The organism is Pseudomonas sp. TH06, from assembly GCF_016651305.1.
Taxonomy (GTDB): Bacteria; Pseudomonadota; Gammaproteobacteria; order Pseudomonadales; family Pseudomonadaceae; genus Aquipseudomonas.
In genome coordinates, this window is the sequence record NZ_JAEKEC010000002.1 from 202,959 (window position 1) to 220,707 (window position 17,749).

A 17,749-nucleotide genomic window follows, 5' to 3' on the forward strand; every position below is an offset into this window, starting at 1 on the left:
CCCCGCGAACCCGGATCCTCGCCATGTTACGAATCACTGAACTCAAGCTGCCAATCGACCATCCCGAAGAAGACCTGCGCCCTGCCATCGTGCAGCGCCTGGGCATCGCCAGCGATGACTTGCTCGATTTCACCTTGTTCAAGCGCAGTTACGACGCGCGCAAAAAGTCCTCCGAACTGTGCTTCATCTACACCATCGACCTCGAAGTGCGCGACGAGGCCAAGGTGTTGGGCAAGTTCGCCGACGACCGTAACGTCAACGTGGCGCCGGATGTCAGCTACAAATTCGTCGGCCAGGCGCCAAGCGACCTGAGCCAGCGGCCGATCGTCGTCGGTTTCGGCCCGTGCGGGATCTTCGCCGGCCTGTTGCTGGCACAGATGGGCTTCAAGCCGATCATCCTCGAACGCGGCACCGAAGTGCGTCAGCGCACCAAAGACACTTGGGGCCTATGGCGTAAAAGCGTGCTCAACCCCGAGTCGAACGTGCAGTTCGGCGAAGGCGGCGCGGGGACGTTCTCCGACGGCAAGCTGTACAGCCAGATCAAGGATCCGAAGTTCCTTGGCCGCAAAGTCCTGCACGAGTTCGTCAAGGCCGGTGCGCCGGAAGAAATCCTCTACGTCAGCAAGCCGCACATCGGTACGTTCCGTCTGACCGGCATGGTTGAAAACATGCGCGAGCAGATCCGCGAGATGGGCGGCGAAGTACGCTTTCAGGAGCGCGTCACCGACGTGCTGATCGAAGACGGCCAACTGGTCGGCGTGCAACTGGCCAGCGGCGAAACCCTGCATTCGAAACACGTGGTTCTGGCCCTCGGCCACAGCGCCCGCGATACTTTCCGCATGCTCCACGGCCGTGGCGTGTTCATGGAAGCCAAACCGTTCTCGGTGGGTTTCCGCATCGAACATCCGCAATCGCTGATCGACCGTGCGCGGCTGGGCAAATACGCCGGCCACCCGAAACTGGGAGCCGCCGACTACAAACTGGTGCATCACGCCAAGAACGGCCGCTCGGTCTACAGCTTCTGCATGTGCCCGGGCGGCACTGTGGTCGCGGCGACGTCCGAGCCGAATCGCGTGGTCACCAACGGCATGAGCCAGTACTCGCGTAACGAGCGCAACGCCAACTCCGGCATCGTCGTCGGCATCACCCCGGAAGTCGATTATCCGGGCGGCCCGCTGGCCGGTATCGAGTTGCAGGAACGTCTGGAATCCCACGCGTTCATCCTCGGTGGCAGCGACTACAAGGCCCCGGCACAACTGGTCGGCGATTTCATCAACGATATTCCTTCGACCGAACTGGGCGAAGTCGAGCCGTCGTACAAACCGGGCGTGGCGCTGGGTGATCTGGCGCTGGCACTGCCAGACTTTGCCATCGAGGCCATTCGTGAAGCGTTGCCGGCGTTCGAGAAGCAGATTCGCGGTTACTCGCTGCACGATGCGGTATTGACCGGGATCGAGACACGCACCTCGTCGCCGCTGCGTATTACGCGTAACGAGACGCTGCAGAGCATGAACGTGAAGGGCTTGTTTCCGGCCGGTGAAGGCGCGGGTTATGCGGGCGGGATTCTGTCGGCGGGTGTCGATGGGATTCGCATCGCGGAAGCCGTGGCTCGCGACATTCTGGGTCTGACTGACTGACACAACGCCCTGTGTAGGAGTGAGCCTGCTCGCGATAGCGGTAATCCGGTCAACATCAATGTTGAATGTTATTACGCAATCGCGAGCAGGCTCACTCCTACAGTTGATTTTGGTGTGTCAGATATTGGCGCGTAACACTGAAGTCGGCAGCGCCTCACCACGTTCGGCACTCGCCGCCACCGCGTCAATCAACCCGTCCAGCTCATACCCTTGCGACTTCAGCCACGCCTGATCGTAATAGGTGTCGGCATAACGTTCGCCGCCATCACACAGAATCGCCACGATCGACCCCGACTCCCCCGCCGCTTTCATCTGCTGCGCTGCCATCAAGGCTCCGATCAGATTGGTGCCGCTCGACCCGCCGACATGCCGGCCCAGACGCTTCGCCAGGTAATGCATGGCGGCCAGCGACAAGGCGTCCGGCACCTTGACCATCGCATCGATCACTTTGGGCAGGAACGACGCTTCCACCCGTGGCCGACCAATACCCTCGATCCGCGAACCACAATCCAGACGCAGACTCGCATCGCCGGTCTGGTAGTAATCGAAGAACACCGAACGCTCGGCATCCGCGCACAGCACGCGGGTGCAGTGCTGGCGATAGCGCACGTATCGGCCAAGCGTCGCGGTGGTGCCGCCGGTGCCGGGGCTGGAAATCAGCCAGCTCGGCTCGGGATGCTTCTCGTAGCGCATCTGCTGGAAGATCGATTCGGCGATGTTGTTGTTCGCTCGCCAGTCGGTGGCGCGCTCAGCGTAAGTGAACTGATCGATGAAGTGACCGCCATGCTCGCGCGCCAGACGCTCGGATTCGGCGTAGATCTGCGTCGGATCCTTCACCAAATGGCTCTGACCACCGTAAAAAGCAATCTGGGCAATCTTCTCTTTCGACGTGGTCGCCGGCATCACCGCTATGAACGGCAGGCCGAGCATGCGCGCGAAATACGCTTCGGAAATCGCCGTCGAACCACTGGATGCCTCGATCACCGGCGCGCCGGGTTTGAGCCAGCCATTACACAACGCATACAGAAACAGCGAACGGGCCAGCCGATGCTTGAGGCTGCCGGTCGGATGACTGGACTCATCCTTGAAGTACAACTCGATGCCCGGGAAACCCGGCAGCGGCAAAGGAATCAGGTGGGTGTCGGCGCTGCGCTGGAAATCCGCTTCGATGATGCGGATGGCTTCGCGGGCCCACTGTCGGTTGTCGCTCATGGTCATGGTTCTCGTTGGATCGGGGCAGGAGATCAGCCTCCCAGGAAGGCTCATCCGTCAGCTTAGGAAAAATCCTGCATCGCGCACAGATACAGCTGAGTCCCAATGTGTCAGGCAACTGCTAGGCTCAGCGTGATTGAGCCAGACACCTTGTAACGACATATAACAAAAAAGAATATAACTTTTGTTTTAACAACTAACAGTACGGGTTAGGGTGTTCCACCTTTTTGACGATTCGATGGAGAGCGACCTTGCCTCTGCGTAGCACTTTCACGCGTTTCTTTCAGTTGGAAGCTGCCAGCGGTCTGTTATTGATCGCCGCGGCCATTCTGGCTTTGATTATCAACAACTCAGCCCTGTCGTGGCTGTACACCGGCCTGCTCGACACGCCAGTGGTGGCACAGATTGGCGCGCTGAAAATCGCCAAACCCCTGCTGCTGTGGATCAACGACGGTCTGATGGCGCTGTTCTTCCTGCTGATTGGCCTGGAAGTGAAGCGCGAAGTCCTCGACGGTCAGCTGTCCAAACCATCGCAAATCGTGTTGCCTGGCGCGGCCGCTATCGGCGGCATGCTGGTGCCGGCGCTGATCTACTGGTTCCTCAACCGTGACAATCCGGCAGCGCTCGATGGCTGGGCCATCCCGACCGCCACCGATATCGCCTTCGCTCTCGGCGTGCTGGCCCTGCTGGGCAAGCGCGTGCCGGTGTCGCTGAAGTTGTTTCTGATGACGCTGGCGATCATCGACGACCTCGGCGCCATCGTGATCATTGCGATCTTCTACTCGGGTGAATTGTCGACTCTGTCGCTGGGCCTCGCGGCGGCATGTATCGCCGCGCTGGTGGCGATGAACCGGCTCGGCGTGGTCAAACTTGGCCCGTACATGATCATCGGTTTGATCCTGTGGGTGTGCGTTCTCAAGAGCGGTGTCCATGCGACGCTGGCCGGCGTGACCCTGGCCTTCTGCATCCCGCTACGGACGAAAAATGCCGAGCCTTCGCCACTGCTGACGCTGGAGCACGCGCTGCACCCGTGGGTCGCTTACGGCATCCTGCCGCTGTTCGCCTTCGCCAACGCCGGCCTGTCGCTGAGCGGCGTCACCGTCGAAAGCTTTACCCACCACGTACCGTTGGGCATCGCCGTCGGCCTCTTGCTGGGCAAGACCGTCGGTGTATTCGGCTTGACCTGGCTGGCGGTGAAGATCGGCATCGCCTCCCTGCCCCAGGGTGCCAATTGGGGTCAGGTATTGGGCGTGGCGATCCTCTGCGGCATCGGCTTCACTATGAGTCTGTTTGTCGGTTCGCTGGCCTTTGAACCGGGCGTGAGCGACTACGCCGGCATGGATCGAATGGGCATTCTGACCGGATCGTTGTTCGCCGCGTTGATCGGTTATGCGGTGACAGCGGCGGCGAGTCGCAGTAGCACCATTCAAAGGGCCTGAGTGCTGGCCCATGCCAACTGCACGGCTTAGCAATAAGCCGTGCAAGTGTGCTATATGTTTCGTCAAGCCAGCAGCCGTTCCCGCACGGTATTCCCGGAGGCATCCATGTCACGTAAAGCAGAAAAACGCCCAATGACGGACGATCAGATTGCCGTCCAGGAATCCCGAATTCCAGACATCGCCCTGAAGGCATTCAGCAATGCCTACAAAATGGCACTGGCCAATGGCGCAGCCGTTCTTGTCGCTAAAGATGGTCAGCTATTTGAAGTGACAGATAAGACGTCCGTTGCACTGCGCTCGATCGGCACTTATGGAAATCTGAAAAGCGGCACGCGCCTGCACATCAATAAATCTTCAAAACAGGTCACTTCTTGAGCACACCCAGAATACGGATATTTGCGGGACCGAACGGATCGGGAAAAAGCACCTTCAATCGCCTTGTTCCTGCCCACTTGCGGGGAAACTACATCAACCCGGATGACATAGAGCGGGCGATTAAAGATACGGGGTATTTTGACTTCACCTCGTATCACATTGAATCTCACAAAGAACAGATTTTCGATTTTCTCCGCCAACACGCGCTACTGGAGAAATCCCCTCGTTCGCTGGCAAAGCTGGATTCACTCACAATGGAAGGTGAGAGACTCAACTTCGCAAATACCGAGATCGACTCCTACGTCGCTTCGGCCCTTTCCGACTTCATACGAAGGTCGCTGATCAGAGAACGCATCAGCTTTACCTTTGAAACGGTCATGTCCTCCTCAGACAAAGTCAACCTGCTTGCCGACGCTCATAACTCCGGCTACAGAGTCTATGTTTATTACGTCGCTACCGCCGATCCCGAAATCAACATAGCCAGGGTTGCCTACCGTGTGTCGCAAGGTGGGCACAGCGTTCCTCCTGAAAAAATCAGGGCCCGTTACTGGAGATCTCTGGAGCTCCTTTCTGAGGCTATCCTGACATCCAACAGAGCTTACATTTTCGATAACTCGGATGAAGGTAGTGAAGGGTTAACTCAAATAGCAGAAATCACCGACGGCGAGCTGATTGAAATCAAATCAGATATCCAGCCACCCTGGTTCAAAGAGTTCGTTCTCGACAAATTACTGTAGTCGAACAATCCCACGTCTTTAGAGACGCGTCCTACAGCCATATCTTTCGTGCTTCGTTAACGTCGCACAGCCCTTTCAAGGGGCTGGCGATGAATGAGCGAAAGGACGATCAGTGGCTGGCAGCAAGGATATTCCACGGGTTCCCAACCCACCGGCGGGCGACGGGCATTACGTCACTCACCGTTACATGACGGCCAGCGAACTGGCCGCTCGCGAATCCAGACAAAACGCTTACGACGCCATGTTGGCCCGGCAGAATGCCTTTGAGCGCACCCGCGAAATGGCTGCGACAGCGCCTGAGGTGCCGCGCGCGGGATGCGTGTTCGCCAAGTCCTGCAAGTTACCGGACGCCATCATCGACTACTCGAATCCTTCGGGCATGGTGCCGACCGACAGCCTGAAGAATTACGGTGAAATCGCCTGGCTCGGTGCTCGCGAAGCCGATACTGCGGGCGTGTTGAACCTGCAAGCGATCAGCGGCGACACGGTTTCACTGGGCGTCGAACGCATCGCAGTGCGCATACCCACCCTCGCCGCTCCCGCAATCACAGCACTTGGCGCGGCGGGTGCTGCCGCGCTCTCGGCAGTGGTTGCGGTGTTCTGGACACCCACCCTCGGCGACAGTGCCCTTTACACCGAAGACCAGTTGCGCGCCCTGAAACAAGCCCGCACCCGCGTGCGCCTGCGTGTTGAACAGCAGTCTGACGGCAGCCTCAAGGGCTACGGCTTTTACACCGGCAAGAACCGTGATTGGGAGATGGTCGATGTCGTGCAGTTCAGTGCGCGTGGTAGTCAGTTCATCGCGGATCTGGGCGAAGGTATCGAACTGATCTGGACGCCGGCGGTGGATGGCTCCGACATCCTCGGTATTCCCGCCTTGGAGTCAGCACCGCAGGCGCCGCATATCTGGGTGTATCCGCCGACGAAAGCGGCGGACGGGATTCTGGTGAATCCGGTCTATCCGCCGGAGTACCGGGATTTCATTCTGGTCTTTCCGGTGGGTTCTGGGGTTCTACCAGTCTATGTCGTGGCGAACATTTCTCATGGTAACTACCATCCAAAACCTCAGACTTTACCTGCATACCCTGATGCCCGATGGGCCACTCCAAAAACGCCAATAAAAGGTGGCGGAGGTTTACGACCGCGCTGGAAAGATAGAGACGGTGTAATTTATGAATGGGACTTTCAACATGGAGCGATTGAAAAATATACAAAGCGTGGAAAGCATTTGGGAGAATTTAACCACGAAACAGGCGAGCAAACGAAACCGGCAGATCCAACCAGAAGGATAGAACCATGAAACATCAGATCATGGGCGTAAAGAGAGGAGAGGATTTCCCTATTTTTCAACGAACCATTCCCATCGCTACGTCAGCTCTGAAGCTAGTAATGGGTTGGCAGTATGAGGAAGAGTCGCAGCATGACTACAGGCTGACGGAGCAACAAATTATTGAAATTGAAAAAGCATGCGCAATTATCCTACCTCGAGACATTGATCTTTATCTATCTACTCAGATCTAAGTCACCACGTTGGAAACTGTTATAAACCTGAGTTTCCCGAAGAGTTTGGGGTTCTCCATGAGCACATGTGCAATTACGGACTTACTGCATTGAAGCAAAAAACAAAAACCCCGACCAGTCACCTGATCGGGGTTTTCTTTACCCTACCTTCCGCTTAGTGCGAAACGCGGCTGGTCCCGCCAACGGTGGAGATGCGCACGCGCTCGCCAACACGGAACACTTCATTCTCCTGAACCTGCTGCACATAGGCGCGCATGCTGCCGTCGTCTTCGCGTACGGTGATTTCCACGCCTTGGGTACGGGTCAGGCCTTCTTCAGTAGCCGAGCCGATCAGACCGCCCGCTACAGCACCGATGACCGCCGCTACGATGCTGCCTTTGCCGCCGCCGATGGCGCTGCCGCCGACACCGCCAACCACTGCGCCTGCGGCGCCGCCGATCGGGGTCTTGGTGCCTTCGATTTTCACCGGGCGCAGGGATTCGATGGTGCCCATGCGAATCGTCTGCACGCGACGCGCTTCGTCACGGGAGTAGGAGTCACCGGTCAGGCTCGATTGGCAGCCGGTAAGCAACATCGCCATCGTGGAAAAGGAAGCAACCAGCAGAACAGACTTACGCATAGCATCAACTCCAAAGAAACATATATTCATTAAACTCCGCGGCTTGACGCCTGTCACGACACCGCCCGGATAAATTGGCTTTCATTCAGGCGCGGTACAGACACCTGCTTTACCTGAGGTAGCCACTACAGTAGCGCCAAATTACCGATTCTGCGCCACGGACACCAAGGATTTTCATGGATTACTTCATCATTGTCGTCACCACCGTCGCCGGTTTGTACTTCCATTGGTGGCTGTACGTACGGATCAAGCGCTGGATGGATCGCGACCTGGCATTGTCACTGGCTGGCAAGGATGAAGGCAAACGCGCCTTCATGCTCGAACGGTTGGCCCAGGCTCAGGCGCAAAGAATCAAGCGTCGAGACCTGCCGAAGTGGCTTGAGGCCGCTGCGGCAGGCTATCCCGCTCGGTAGACTGCCTAGGGTGCCAGACGTTCAAGAATCCAGTCGGTGTCCTGCAAACGGTAGTTGAGGCGATCGTGCAGACGGCTCGGACGGCCCTGCCAGAATTCGATGCGTTCGGGCAGCAAGCGGTAACCGCCCCAGTGCTCCGGGCAGTCAGGCTGGGTGTCGCTGAAACGCTGCTCGGTAGCCTTGAGCAGATCTTCCAGCTCGCCCCGCCCGTTGATCACCCGGCTCTGCGGCGACGCCCAGGCGCCGAGACGACTGCCGAGTGGTCGCACCTGATAATACGCGTCGGACTCTTCCGGCGTGACCTTCACTACCCGGCCTTCGATGCGCACCTGGCGCTCCAGGGTCGGCCAGAAAAAGGTCATGGCGGCAAACGGATTGGCCGCCAGATGCTGGCCCTTGGCACTGTCGTAGTTGGTGAAGAAGGTGAAACCCTGTTCGTCCAAGCCCTTGAGCAGCAGAATGCGGCAATGCGGACGCCCGTCCGCATCGACCGTGGCCAAGGTCATGGCGTTGGCCTCCACCGGCGCCTGCTCGGTTTTCACCGCATCAGCGAACCATTGGTGGAAAAGCGCGAACGGCTCGGCCGGGGCCTGCGCCTCGGTCAATCCATCCCGGGTGTAATCACGACGCATATCTGCCAGAGCCTGGGTCATGGCGCAGTCCTTTTCGTTAGCGAATCACTTTTTGGTGGTGTCGGCAGCGGCGACTTTCTTGTCGGTCGCGGCGGCTTTGGCGGGTGCGGTTTTCTTCGCAGGAGCCTTGGCTGGGGCCTTTTTCGCCGGAGCTTTGGCAGCGGCTTTCTTGGCTGGAGCCTTTTTAGTGGCCGGTACAGCAGCTTTCTTCGCAGCTGGCGCCGGTGTCACCGGTTTGGCCACTGGCTTGACGTCTTGCGCTGCGACCATGGTCACAGGCTTCGGCGCCGGCATGTTGTACTTGCTCAGCAGCGCAACCATGGTGTTTTGCGGAGTCACCAGCAATTCAACCCGACGGTTCAAGGCACGGCCTTCAACGCTGTCGTTGGCGGCACGCGGTGCTTCGGAGCCCATGCCGCGCAGCATCAGGCGATCACGTTGCAGACCGCTGAGGCGGAAGATCGCCGCAATGGCCTGGGCACGTTCCTGACTCAATTTGATGTTCGCTGGCGCAGCACCGCTGGAATCGCTGTGGCCCAGTACCAACACCGCAGTTTTCGGGTCGGCCTCGAGGATTTTCGCCACGCGGGTGAACGGGCCGAGGGTTACTGGCAGCAGCATCGCCGGGCGATCCGGGTTGAACGAGCCTTCGACTGGCGCGGTCACGACCAGCACGTTGTCGCGGCGTTCGAGTTGCAGATTGCTGTCAAGGATCGCAGTACGCAGACGCGGTTCATAGTCGTCGAGCCAGGCTTGAGTGACTTTCGGGTCCGGCATCGGCACGACTTTGGCGGTGTCCTGATCCTTGCCGCCGAACGGCCACCACCATTTGCCGCCCTTGTCGGCATCGGCTTTGGCCACTTCAACCGGTTTGGCTGCGGGCTTCGCTTCAGGCTGGGTATCGGCCTTGGCGGTCGAATCATCCGAGCCAAACGGCCAGTACCATGGGCTGCTGCTTTCAGTCTTGGCAACCGGAGCAGTGGCAGCAGGCTTCAACGGGGCCGGGGCCGGCTCTTTGGCTGCGACTTTGTCGGAAGACCCGAACGGCCACCAGCTACCGCCGTCCGCATCGTTTTTAGGAGTCTGTGCGCAACCAGTGATCGCCACACACAGGGCCAGGGCGAGAGTCTTTTTAGATGACATTGAAAATCCACAAAATGAAGTAATTAAAAATCAGAGCACTTTCGCCCGGATAAACAGTCGGTTTGAATCGAAAATCCTGCCGAGGTTCCGGCCCTGGAACCTCTGATGACGCTTTACAGACAAGTGGCGAGCACCCGCGCGAGCTTCTGCGCACGCGGATCCATCAAGACGTACGGTCCAAGGGTATTTGTCACAAAACCAAACGCGACATCATGCTCAGGGTCAGCAAAACCGATGGAGCCGCCCGCGCCCGGATGGCCGAATGCCCGTGGGCCGAGGCCGTAAGTGGCGTTGGCGACGTCCGGTTGATCGAGCATGCAGCCGAGACCGAAACGGGTGCGGGTCAGCAGCGTTTTGTCTTCGCCAAGGCTGTGCTCGCGGGTCAGCTCTTCGAGCATGTCGCTTTCGAGCAGGCTGCCGTCGAGCAGACCGGCGTAGAAACCGGCCAGACTGCGCGCATTGCCGTGGCCGTTGGCCGCTGGTTGCTGCATGCGCCGCCATTCCGGTTTGTTGGTGCTGGTAAGCACCGACGGTGGGTTGGTGAAAGCACGGGTGGTCATCGCGGTGGGTTCGCGCATGGTCACTTGCAACAAGCGTTGAGCGGCGGCGTCACCGGCATTGCCCTTACCCCGGGCGATATGCGCGACACGGTGAAATTCTTCGTCAGCCAGGCCGACATGGAAGTCCAGACCCAACGGTTTGGCCACTCGGGCGACGATCGACTCGCCCGGGCCACGACCGTCAGCACGACGGAGCAATTCGCCGATCAGCCAGCCGTAGGTGATCGCGGCATAACCGTGGCCAGTGCCCGGCGTCCACCACGGCGCTTCCGCCGCAAGGGCATCGACCATGGTTTGCCAGTCGTAAAGGGCTTCGGGCGCCAGCAATTCGCGCAGGGCCGGCAGACCGGCCTGATGGCAGAGCAATTGGCGCAGGGTCACGGCCTCTTTGCCGGCCGCAGCGAACTCCGGCCAGTAGCGGGCGACCGGAGCATCCAGTTGCAACTTGCCCTCGGCGACCAGTTGCAGCGCAGTGACGGCGGTGAAGGTTTTGGTGCAGGAGAACAGGTTGGCGATGGTGTCGCTGTGCCAGGCCTCGGCGCCGTCCTTGTCGGCAGTGCCGGACCAGAGGTCGAGGACAGTTTCTCCGCCGACCTGAATGCACAAGGCTGCGCCGCGTTCCTGGGGATCGTCGAACAGTGCGGCGAAAGCCTCGCGCACCGGCTCGAATTGAAGCTCGTAATGTCCCTGAATCTGCACCCGCAACTCCCCCGCGAAAACGCTCTACAAAGTGGCCCGCATTGTTCCAGCCCTTGAGGGATTTGGGAACAGTTGCGGGCCCGACGGTCAGATCAACAACAAGATCAAAAGATCGCAGCCTGCGGCAGCTCCTACAGAAGAGTGAATCCGACGCAGGCGGCGATCCTGGCGATATCAGCTGTTAATGACCATTCCCTGAATGCCCGCCCGCATGTCCGGCCCCCGGGCCTTTTCCGGCTTCGCCCTTGCGCCCGCCTTCAGCTTCATGACCGGCGACCGCTGCGGCTTTCTCAGCCTCTTTACCGAGCTGATCAACTGCCTGCAAATTGCTCTTGCGCACTGTTTCAACAAAGCCCTGATACGGCAGATCGGTAATCCCCACCAGACCGAAGTGCCCGTTCTCGCCGTCGAGCAGACGCCCGGTCACCGGTTGATCCAGATACTGGAACCAGTGCACGCCGACAATCGACGGTTCGCTCAAGGCCTGCTTGAGGAAGTTGGCATACGCTACGCCGCGATCCTCTTCCTTGGCCAGTTGCGTCACGCCGCCCCAGAACGGGCCACGATCAGTGGAGCCGAAGTTGAACTCGGTGATCAGCACCGGTTTATCCAGCGCGTTCAACGCGGCAAAGTCATAGCCGTCCTGCGGTTTCAGCGTGTACATGTTGAAACTCAGCACATCGCAATATTGCGCGCAGGACGCCACGGCCTCCGGGGTGCTGATGGCGAAGCGACCGCCGAGCAGCAACTGGTTTGGCGCGTGCCATTTCAGCGAGTCGGAAATGGTCTTGAAGTAGGTGTCGGCGAAGACCTTCTGGAAGTATTTGAAGTCGGCCTCGATTTCCGGGTGCTCCGGGTTCGGCAGCGGCGGCACGAAACCTGGATCTTCCATCAATTCCCACGCCGGCAGATCGATGCCCCAGGCCTTTGACAGCCCTGCCTGATTGCGATACTTGTCACGCAATTGCTTGAGGAACGCGCGTTTGGCCGGCACGTCGGTGGTCATTTTCAAGGTGCCGTAAGCCAACGCGTAGCGCGATTCAGGATCGTCGCCGGGACCGGCCCAGGCCAGCTCGTTATCGGCGAAATAGCCGATCAGCCACGGATCGTCGCGGTGATCACGGGCGGCAATGGCCACGGCGCGCTCAGTGGCCATGGCAAAGCGCGGATCGAACGGGTCGGGCATGCCGCCCCACCAGTCGCTGCCGGTGCTGATACTGGTGTAGTCGCCGACGATCGACAACGGCAAGGTGTATGGCACGCGATCAGCGTCACCCAGCGCATCGGCACTCCAGTTGCCGATCGTGTTGAAACCCCAAGCTTGCAGGCGGTCCAGCGTATGGGCCGTCCACTTCTGCTCATCGACGGTGGTTTTGCACGGCGCGCTGACGGCTTGATCGGCCGTTTTTTCGTTTGCAGTCGCCGCCACGGCGTCGGTTTTCGCCGCTTCGGCGACACCGGACTTCGCTTCGCTGGCACCTGCTACAGGCTCTGCGGCTTTCGCGGCAGTTTCTTCCGCCGCGCCAGCCTTGGCCGCTTCAGCGATTCCGGCCTTGCTGTCGCTGTCCGGTGTGCAGGGTTCGCCATACAGACGTTGCAGGTTGACGGCATAGAAATCGTACCAGCGCCCATTGCCGTAGCCCCGGCCCTGATCGGCACCGTTGCCGCCACGGTTGTCACCTTCACCGTAGTGGATGGCGAGGGGATCGCCGATTTTCGGCAAGGATTCGAACATGTATTCGCGCCCCGCCACGTAGGTCTGGTTGACCTCAGGGCTGACGGTGTTGACGCCGAGGGAGTAAAACGGATGCCCTTCGGGTGTCACCAGATACCAGCGACCTTCACGTTTTTCCGTGCGGAAGAAACCACTGGCCTTGAACGCCGGGCCTTGGCTCCAGCCGCCGAACTTGTCCAGCGAGGACTTCTCGCGCTCGGCCAGCCAGGTTTTCAGCTGTTGCTGTTCCTTGGCGGCGGCCGATTTGAGTTGTTCGTCAGTGGCGATTTTTTCCGGCCATTTGCTGCGGGTCGACTGACCATAAGCGTCGACCAGATTGCCATACACCGCTTGCGTGACCGCCTCGCCGTCCTGCACACCAAAGCGTTCGAGCAGCAGGCTCTGGGCAACTTTCGGCTGATCCATCGACAGACTCACCGATACGATTTGGCTGCGATCAATCTCACCGCTGCTGCTGGCCAGCAGAATGCGCTGACCATCGACGGTCATCGGCATCGGCGGCCCGGCCTTCATGCCCTGGCTCAGTGGCGTGGTCGCCACCAACGGCACCAGCAAGGTTTGCGCCGGGCCGGCCGGCAGGTCGACGCGACTGGTCAGCGTCTGGCCATTGTTGCTCTGGATCTGCACATAGACCGTCACGGCCCAGTTCATCGCACTCTGCAGGCGCAGGCTCATCATGCCGGACTGCGACCAGTCCCAAGCGCCGGTCTGCGGAGTCAGGCGCAACGTCGGGCGAGCCACCGGGTTGAACGTCACCCGACGCAGCACTTCACCCTCAGGGGTTTGTTCGGCGTTGGCTTGCGGCAGGTCGGCGTTTTCCGTGCTGATTTTCACCACGTCGGCGGGACGGACAAAGTTGAACAGCGTCTGCTGGCCAGCAGGCGCCGCCAGCAACGGGGCGGCGAAGATCAAGGCAAACACGGCAGGCAACGAACGGCGGATCATAAGAACGGAGTTCTCCCTAACGACCAAAAGGCCAATGGAAAAGCGTTGGCAGAGAGATAGACAGCGCGGCGGGCAAAACTGCCCACCGATGTCTCAGGATATTTCACGACGGAATGGAGGCAACGCATTGAGGATCGCCTTGCCGTAGCGCTGGGTCACCAGACGCCGGTCGAGCAAGGTGATGGTGCCGCGGTCTTCTTCGGTACGCAGCAGACGCCCGCAGGCCTGAACCAGTTTCAGCGAGGCATCGGGCACCGAGATTTCCATGAACGGATTGCCGCCACGGGCTTCGATCCACTCCGACAGTGCGGCCTCGACCGGATCGTCCGGCACCGAGAACGGGATCTTGGCGATTACCACGTGTTCGCAATACGCGCCCGGCAAGTCGACGCCTTCGGCAAAACTGGCGAGACCGAACAGCACGCTGGAATCACCACCATCGACCCGCGCCTTGTGCTTGTTCAAGGTTTCCTGTTTCGACAGGTTGCCTTGAATGAACACTTGCTTGCGCCAGTCGCGGTCGAGACCGTCGAACACGTCCTGCATCTGTTTACGCGAAGAGAACAGCACCAGCGTGCCTCGCGAACCTTCGACCAAATCTGGCAACTCACGGATGATCGCCGCAGTGTGTGCAGCGGCGTCACGCGGATCGGCCTTCAGGTCCGGCACCCGCAGCACGCCGGCGTCAGCGTGATGGAACGGGCTCGGCACCACGGCAGTGACAGCTTTTTTCGGCAGGCCGGCACGCATGCGGAAGCGGTCGAACGTGCCCAGTGCAGTCAGCGTTGCCGACGTTACCAGGCAGCCGTACGCGACGTTCCACAGGCTGCGGCGCAAGGTTTCGGCGGCGAGGATCGGGCTGGCGTTGACCTCGATATCGAACAGCGAACCGCTTTCAGCCAGGGTCAGCCAGCGCGCCATCGGCGGGCTGTCTTCCGGGTCTTCGGCGGTGAACGCGGTCCACAACTCCCAGTTGCCGGAGGCGCGGGACAACAGGCTGCCGAACAGAGGGTACCACTCTTCCGCCTGATTGCTGGCGATGCCGATGTTGACCTCGCCGTCCATGCCTTCCTTGAGCAGGTCGGTCAGACGGGTAAACAGATCATTGAGACGGGAAAAGCCTTTCTTCAGCTCGATGCCCATTTCACGCATGTGTTCGGGAATAACCCCGGCGACGAAACGATGGCGTGGCCGTTCACGACCTTCGACGTCTTCACCGGGTTTGAAATCGGCAATCTGCTCGCAGGCGGTAAACATGAACTGCTGCTGAGTCTTGATCTCTCGCGCCAGTTCCGGCACTTGCTCGATCAACTTGCCCAGATCGCCCGGCAGCGGATGCTGGGCCAGCAGTTTGGTGAGGTTCTTGGCGGTGGTCTCCAGCCAGTCGGCGGTGGAGCGCAGACGCGTGTAATGGGCGAAGTGGCCGATGGCCTTGTCCGGCAGGTGGTGGCCTTCGTCGAACACGTAAATGGTGTCACGCGGGTCGGGCAACACCGCGCCGCCGCCCAGTGCCAGGTCAGCCAGGACCATGTCGTGGTTGGTGACGATCACATCAACCTTGCCCATGCCTTCGCGAGCCTTGTAGAAGGCGCACTGGCCGAAGTTCGGGCAATGACGGTTGGTGCACTGGCTGTGATCAGTGGTCAGGCGCGCCCAGTCGGCGTCTTCCAGCGCATTGGGCCAGCTGTCGCGGTCGCCGTCCCATTTATTGCCGGCAAGCTTTTCGATCATGCTGGTGAATAGCTTCTGACTGGCCTCATCGACCTCGATCTTAAAGCCTTCTTCTTCGAACAGCTGGGCAGTGGCGGTTTGTGCGTGGCCTTCCTGCAGCAGCATGTCGAGTTTGGAGAGGCACATGTAGCGCCCGCGCCCCTTGGCCAGGGCGAAACTGAAGTTCAGCCCGCTGTTGCGCATCAGGTCGGGCAGATCCTTGTAGACGATCTGCTCTTGCAGCGCGACGGTCGCGGTGGCGATCACCAGCCGTTTGCCCGCCAGCTTGGCGGTCGGGATCGCCGCCAGGCTGTAGGCCACGGTTTTGCCGGTACCGGTGCCGGCTTCCACCGCGACAATCGCGGGGTCGCCACTGCGCCGGCCTTCGTCGTCGGTATCGATATCTCCGAGGACTTTGGCGATTTCAGCGATCATCAGGCGCTGGCCGTAACGCGGCTTGAGGCTCTTGGCTTCAAGAAAACGCGAATAGGCGCCCTGGATCGTGGTTTTGAGTTCAGTGCTGATCATGGATTGTCGGGCGCAAAAAACGCTGGATAAATTTTCAGTGGTTTCGGATGGCGGCTATCATACCCCGCTAATTAATCCCGCGCAGAACGGAGTGCCCCAATGACACCTTTTAGCCTCGTTTATCCCCTGCATGTCCTGTCCGCACTGGTGTGGGTCGGCGGTATGTTTTTCGCCTGGATGGTCCTGCGCCCCGCGGCCGTGAAGGCCCTCGATGGCCCTGCCCGACTGACGCTCTGGGTGGAAGTGTTTCAGGGTTTTTTCCGCTGGGTCTGGGTCGCGGTGATCCTGTTGCCGATCAGCGGCGTGGGTATGCTGCATCTGCAGCAGGTCGGTTTCGAAACCGCGCCGAAGTATGTGCAGGTGATGATCGGGTTGTACGTGGTGATGACGGCGCTGTTTATCCGGATTCAGGGGTTGATGCTGCCGGAGTTGCGCAAAGCGGTTGAAGCGAAGGACTGGCCGGCAGGTGCGGCGGTGCTCGGGCGGATTCGCCGGGTAGTGGGGATCAATCTGATTGTCGGACTGGTGCTGGTGGCGATTGCCGCGGCTCGGCCGATGCTCTGAGCCACAGCATTTTTTGAGCTGTAAACACTGTTGTGGCGAGGGGATTTATCCCCGATGGACTGCATGGCAGTCCCGCTTTTCAATTCAAGAGCGGGGCCGCTTCGCGACCCATCGGGGATAAATCCCCTCGCCACAACTGAGTTCTACTGTTCTTTTAGAGGTGTTGCACGGTCACGGCACCTGCCGCTCCCACCGGACCAGGCTGACCATCGGCGCCGGTTTTGCCATTCTTGCCGCCATCGGCGCGATACACCAGGCAGCCTTTGGACTTGCCACCCTTGCCCGCCTTGCCGCCAACGCCCGCCGGGCCACCGGCACCGCCAGCCACATTGACCTTGATCAGCTCGGCCGGAAACTCGCGAGGCACTTCAATACGCACCAGCCCACCCGGCGCACCCGGTTGACCGTCACTGCCGTCACTGCCATCCGCGCCGTGCCCGGCCGAGCCATAAGTGCAGCCCGGATCTTCACCGTTGCCGCCATCCAGACCGACAAAACCCGGCGCCCCTGTGCCGCCACGGGCATCGACCAATAGCTGCGGCGCATTCAATGCCTTGAATTGCAGATTCAGATTGCGCCCTGCCCGGGCGGCTTTTTCATAGGTGCCCGGCGCACCGCGCGCGGTGATCTGGCTGCCTTCGCTGAACTCTGCGCGAGCAACCTTCATGTCCAGCGCCTGTGCACCCGGAACGATGGCGATACGTGCTTCATGACCGAGGCGCAACTCACCGACGCTCAGTTCAGTGACGTTGGCGGGGATCAGCAAGGTGCCGTAATCGGCCACTTCCAGACGCTCAAGCTGCAAAGCGCCAGTGTTACTGGGCAGACGCATCAGCGAGTTGGTTTCGACGCTGACCACCTGAGCACAGGCCAATGGGCTGATAAAAGCAACGAGCAGACACAGTTTACGCATGGGAAGAAGACTCCGGAGCGGCCGGGGCCGGGATGGTTAGCAGATGGAATACGCCGAACAGCAGGATGCGGCCACGGTCACGCCAAGGGTGCGGACGCCCCTTGAGGCTGCGATTGCACAGCAGCACTTCGAGCACATGGACCGTTAACAGCAGACCGCCGGCCAGATTGACCAGCAGATGCAGCGGATGAACAAAGGGTACAAGCTGATTGGCCAGCACCACACAGCAGAACAGCAGGGTCAATAACCGCCCCAGCCCCCAGAACACTTTCATACGCTCCCCCGTGTTGCGAATTATTCTTTGGGCGCACAGTAACGGCTTCTGCGGGGGATAAGCCAGAGGCAAAAATGAAAAAACCTTGGCGAA

17 protein-coding genes are annotated in these 17,749 nt (G+C 59.8%); 8 read left to right on the forward strand and 9 right to left on the reverse strand.

Annotation, left to right across the window (positions count from 1 at the left end; all coding sequences use genetic code 11):
* The first annotated feature begins 23 nt into the window (after positions 1–23).
* Positions 24–1,637: an NAD(P)/FAD-dependent oxidoreductase gene (locus JFT86_RS24480; protein WP_201238807.1), complete on the forward strand. Its 1,614-nt coding sequence runs from the start codon at positions 24–26 to the stop codon at positions 1,635–1,637.
* A gap of 117 nt (positions 1,638–1,754) precedes the next feature.
* On the opposite strand, the gene JFT86_RS24485 is transcribed toward JFT86_RS24480, so the two are convergent.
* Positions 1,755–2,855, reverse strand: coding sequence for a PLP-dependent cysteine synthase family protein (locus JFT86_RS24485; protein WP_201238808.1), 1,101 nt, complete (start codon positions 2,853–2,855; stop codon positions 1,755–1,757).
* A 245-nt stretch (positions 2,856–3,100) separates the two neighbouring features.
* Between JFT86_RS24485 and nhaA the strand changes: the two genes are divergently transcribed.
* The 5 genes from nhaA (at position 3,101) to JFT86_RS24510 (ending at position 6,921) form a co-directional block, all read left to right on the forward strand.
* On the forward strand, positions 3,101–4,288 hold the full coding sequence (gene nhaA, locus JFT86_RS24490) for a Na+/H+ antiporter NhaA (protein ID WP_201238809.1): 1,188 nt from the start codon (positions 3,101–3,103) through the stop codon (positions 4,286–4,288).
* Positions 4,289–4,393: 105 nt separating this feature from the next.
* Positions 4,394–4,663 carry a hypothetical protein gene (locus JFT86_RS24495; protein WP_201234650.1) on the forward strand — a complete coding sequence of 90 codons (270 nt, stop codon included), beginning with the start codon at positions 4,394–4,396 and terminating at the stop codon, positions 4,661–4,663.
* Positions 4,660–5,400 (forward strand): zeta toxin family protein, encoded by a 741-nt coding sequence (locus tag JFT86_RS24500; protein ID WP_201234652.1) that lies wholly within the window; start codon positions 4,660–4,662, stop codon positions 5,398–5,400. The genes JFT86_RS24495 and JFT86_RS24500 overlap by 4 nt, the downstream gene beginning before the upstream one ends.
* A 112-nt stretch (positions 5,401–5,512) precedes the next feature.
* Positions 5,513–6,700: a colicin E3/pyocin S6 family cytotoxin gene (locus tag JFT86_RS24505; RefSeq protein ID WP_201238810.1), complete on the forward strand. Its 1,188-nt coding sequence runs from the start codon at positions 5,513–5,515 to the stop codon at positions 6,698–6,700.
* Entirely contained in the window at positions 6,697–6,921 is a 225-nt protein-coding gene (locus JFT86_RS24510; protein WP_201234655.1) for a hypothetical protein, read from the forward strand. The genes JFT86_RS24505 and JFT86_RS24510 overlap by 4 nt, the downstream gene beginning before the upstream one ends.
* Positions 6,922–7,075: 154 nt before the next feature.
* On the opposite strand, the gene JFT86_RS24515 is transcribed toward JFT86_RS24510, so the two are convergent.
* On the reverse strand, positions 7,076–7,540 hold the full coding sequence (locus JFT86_RS24515; protein WP_007969461.1) for a glycine zipper 2TM domain-containing protein: 465 nt from the start codon (positions 7,538–7,540) through the stop codon (positions 7,076–7,078).
* Between the two features lie 176 nt (positions 7,541–7,716).
* On the opposite strand from JFT86_RS24515, the gene JFT86_RS24520 reads away from it, so the two are divergent.
* Positions 7,717–7,953 carry a hypothetical protein gene (locus JFT86_RS24520; protein WP_201238811.1) on the forward strand — a complete coding sequence of 79 codons (237 nt, stop codon included), beginning with the start codon at positions 7,717–7,719 and terminating at the stop codon, positions 7,951–7,953.
* Positions 7,954–7,958: 5 nt separating this feature from the next.
* On the opposite strand, the gene pdxH is transcribed toward JFT86_RS24520, so the two are convergent.
* From pdxH to dinG, 5 genes are all read right to left on the reverse strand, one after another.
* Positions 7,959–8,606, reverse strand: coding sequence for a pyridoxamine 5'-phosphate oxidase (gene pdxH, locus JFT86_RS24525; RefSeq protein WP_201238812.1), 648 nt, complete (start codon positions 8,604–8,606; stop codon positions 7,959–7,961).
* Between the two features lie 24 nt (positions 8,607–8,630).
* Complete coding sequence (locus tag JFT86_RS24530; RefSeq protein WP_201238813.1) at positions 8,631–9,728, reverse strand: OmpA family protein; 1,098 nt, start codon at positions 9,726–9,728, stop codon at positions 8,631–8,633.
* Between the two features lie 113 nt (positions 9,729–9,841).
* A complete protein-coding gene (locus JFT86_RS24535) occupies positions 9,842–10,987 on the reverse strand; it encodes a serine hydrolase domain-containing protein (protein ID WP_201238814.1) in 1,146 nt (381 codons plus the stop codon).
* Between the two features lie 181 nt (positions 10,988–11,168).
* Positions 11,169–13,667: a beta-galactosidase gene (locus JFT86_RS24540; RefSeq protein WP_201238815.1), complete on the reverse strand. Its 2,499-nt coding sequence runs from the start codon at positions 13,665–13,667 to the stop codon at positions 11,169–11,171.
* A gap of 93 nt (positions 13,668–13,760) precedes the next feature.
* A complete protein-coding gene (dinG, locus tag JFT86_RS24545; RefSeq protein ID WP_201238816.1) occupies positions 13,761–15,905 on the reverse strand; it encodes an ATP-dependent DNA helicase DinG in 2,145 nt (714 codons plus the stop codon).
* 99 nt (positions 15,906–16,004) lie between these two features.
* Between dinG and JFT86_RS24550 the strand changes: the two genes are divergently transcribed.
* On the forward strand, positions 16,005–16,469 hold the full coding sequence (locus JFT86_RS24550; RefSeq protein WP_201238817.1) for a DUF2269 family protein: 465 nt from the start codon (positions 16,005–16,007) through the stop codon (positions 16,467–16,469).
* Between the two features lie 154 nt (positions 16,470–16,623).
* On the opposite strand, the gene JFT86_RS24555 is transcribed toward JFT86_RS24550, so the two are convergent.
* Together JFT86_RS24555 and JFT86_RS24560 are read right to left on the reverse strand one after the other, a co-directional pair.
* Positions 16,624–17,382: a collagen-like protein gene (locus JFT86_RS24555; protein WP_201238818.1), complete on the reverse strand. Its 759-nt coding sequence runs from the start codon at positions 17,380–17,382 to the stop codon at positions 16,624–16,626.
* The gene (locus JFT86_RS24560; RefSeq protein WP_201238819.1) at positions 17,375–17,656 is read right to left on the reverse strand and encodes a DUF1145 domain-containing protein; all 282 of its coding nucleotides are present in this window, start codon (positions 17,654–17,656) and stop codon (positions 17,375–17,377) included. Before JFT86_RS24560 ends, JFT86_RS24555 begins: the two co-directional genes overlap by 8 nt.
* Positions 17,657–17,749 lie beyond the last annotated feature (93 nt).

Excerpts from the sequence above, each read along its gene's own strand:
- JFT86_RS24510 (WP_201234655.1), top strand. The coding sequence starts at position 6,697 with ATGAAACATCAGATCATGGGCGTAAAGAGAGGAGAGGATTTCCCTATT.
- JFT86_RS24520 (WP_201238811.1), top strand. The coding sequence starts at position 7,717 with ATGGATTACTTCATCATTGTCGTCACCACCGTCGCCGGTTTGTACTTC.
- dinG (WP_201238816.1), bottom strand. The coding sequence starts at position 15,905 with ATGATCAGCACTGAACTCAAAACCACGATCCAGGGCGCCTATTCGCGT.
- JFT86_RS24550 (WP_201238817.1), top strand. The coding sequence starts at position 16,005 with ATGACACCTTTTAGCCTCGTTTATCCCCTGCATGTCCTGTCCGCACTG.
- JFT86_RS24555 (WP_201238818.1), bottom strand. The coding sequence starts at position 17,382 with ATGCGTAAACTGTGTCTGCTCGTTGCTTTTATCAGCCCATTGGCCTGT.
- pdxH (WP_201238812.1), bottom strand. The coding sequence starts at position 8,606 with ATGACCCAGGCTCTGGCAGATATGCGTCGTGATTACACCCGGGATGGA.
- JFT86_RS24530 (WP_201238813.1), bottom strand. The coding sequence starts at position 9,728 with ATGTCATCTAAAAAGACTCTCGCCCTGGCCCTGTGTGTGGCGATCACT.
- JFT86_RS24560 (WP_201238819.1), bottom strand. The coding sequence starts at position 17,656 with ATGAAAGTGTTCTGGGGGCTGGGGCGGTTATTGACCCTGCTGTTCTGC.
- JFT86_RS24495 (WP_201234650.1), top strand. The coding sequence starts at position 4,394 with ATGTCACGTAAAGCAGAAAAACGCCCAATGACGGACGATCAGATTGCC.
- JFT86_RS24485 (WP_201238808.1), bottom strand. The coding sequence starts at position 2,855 with ATGACCATGAGCGACAACCGACAGTGGGCCCGCGAAGCCATCCGCATC.
- JFT86_RS24480 (WP_201238807.1), top strand. The coding sequence starts at position 24 with ATGTTACGAATCACTGAACTCAAGCTGCCAATCGACCATCCCGAAGAA.
- JFT86_RS24515 (WP_007969461.1), bottom strand. The coding sequence starts at position 7,540 with ATGCGTAAGTCTGTTCTGCTGGTTGCTTCCTTTTCCACGATGGCGATG.
- JFT86_RS24540 (WP_201238815.1), bottom strand. The coding sequence starts at position 13,667 with ATGATCCGCCGTTCGTTGCCTGCCGTGTTTGCCTTGATCTTCGCCGCC.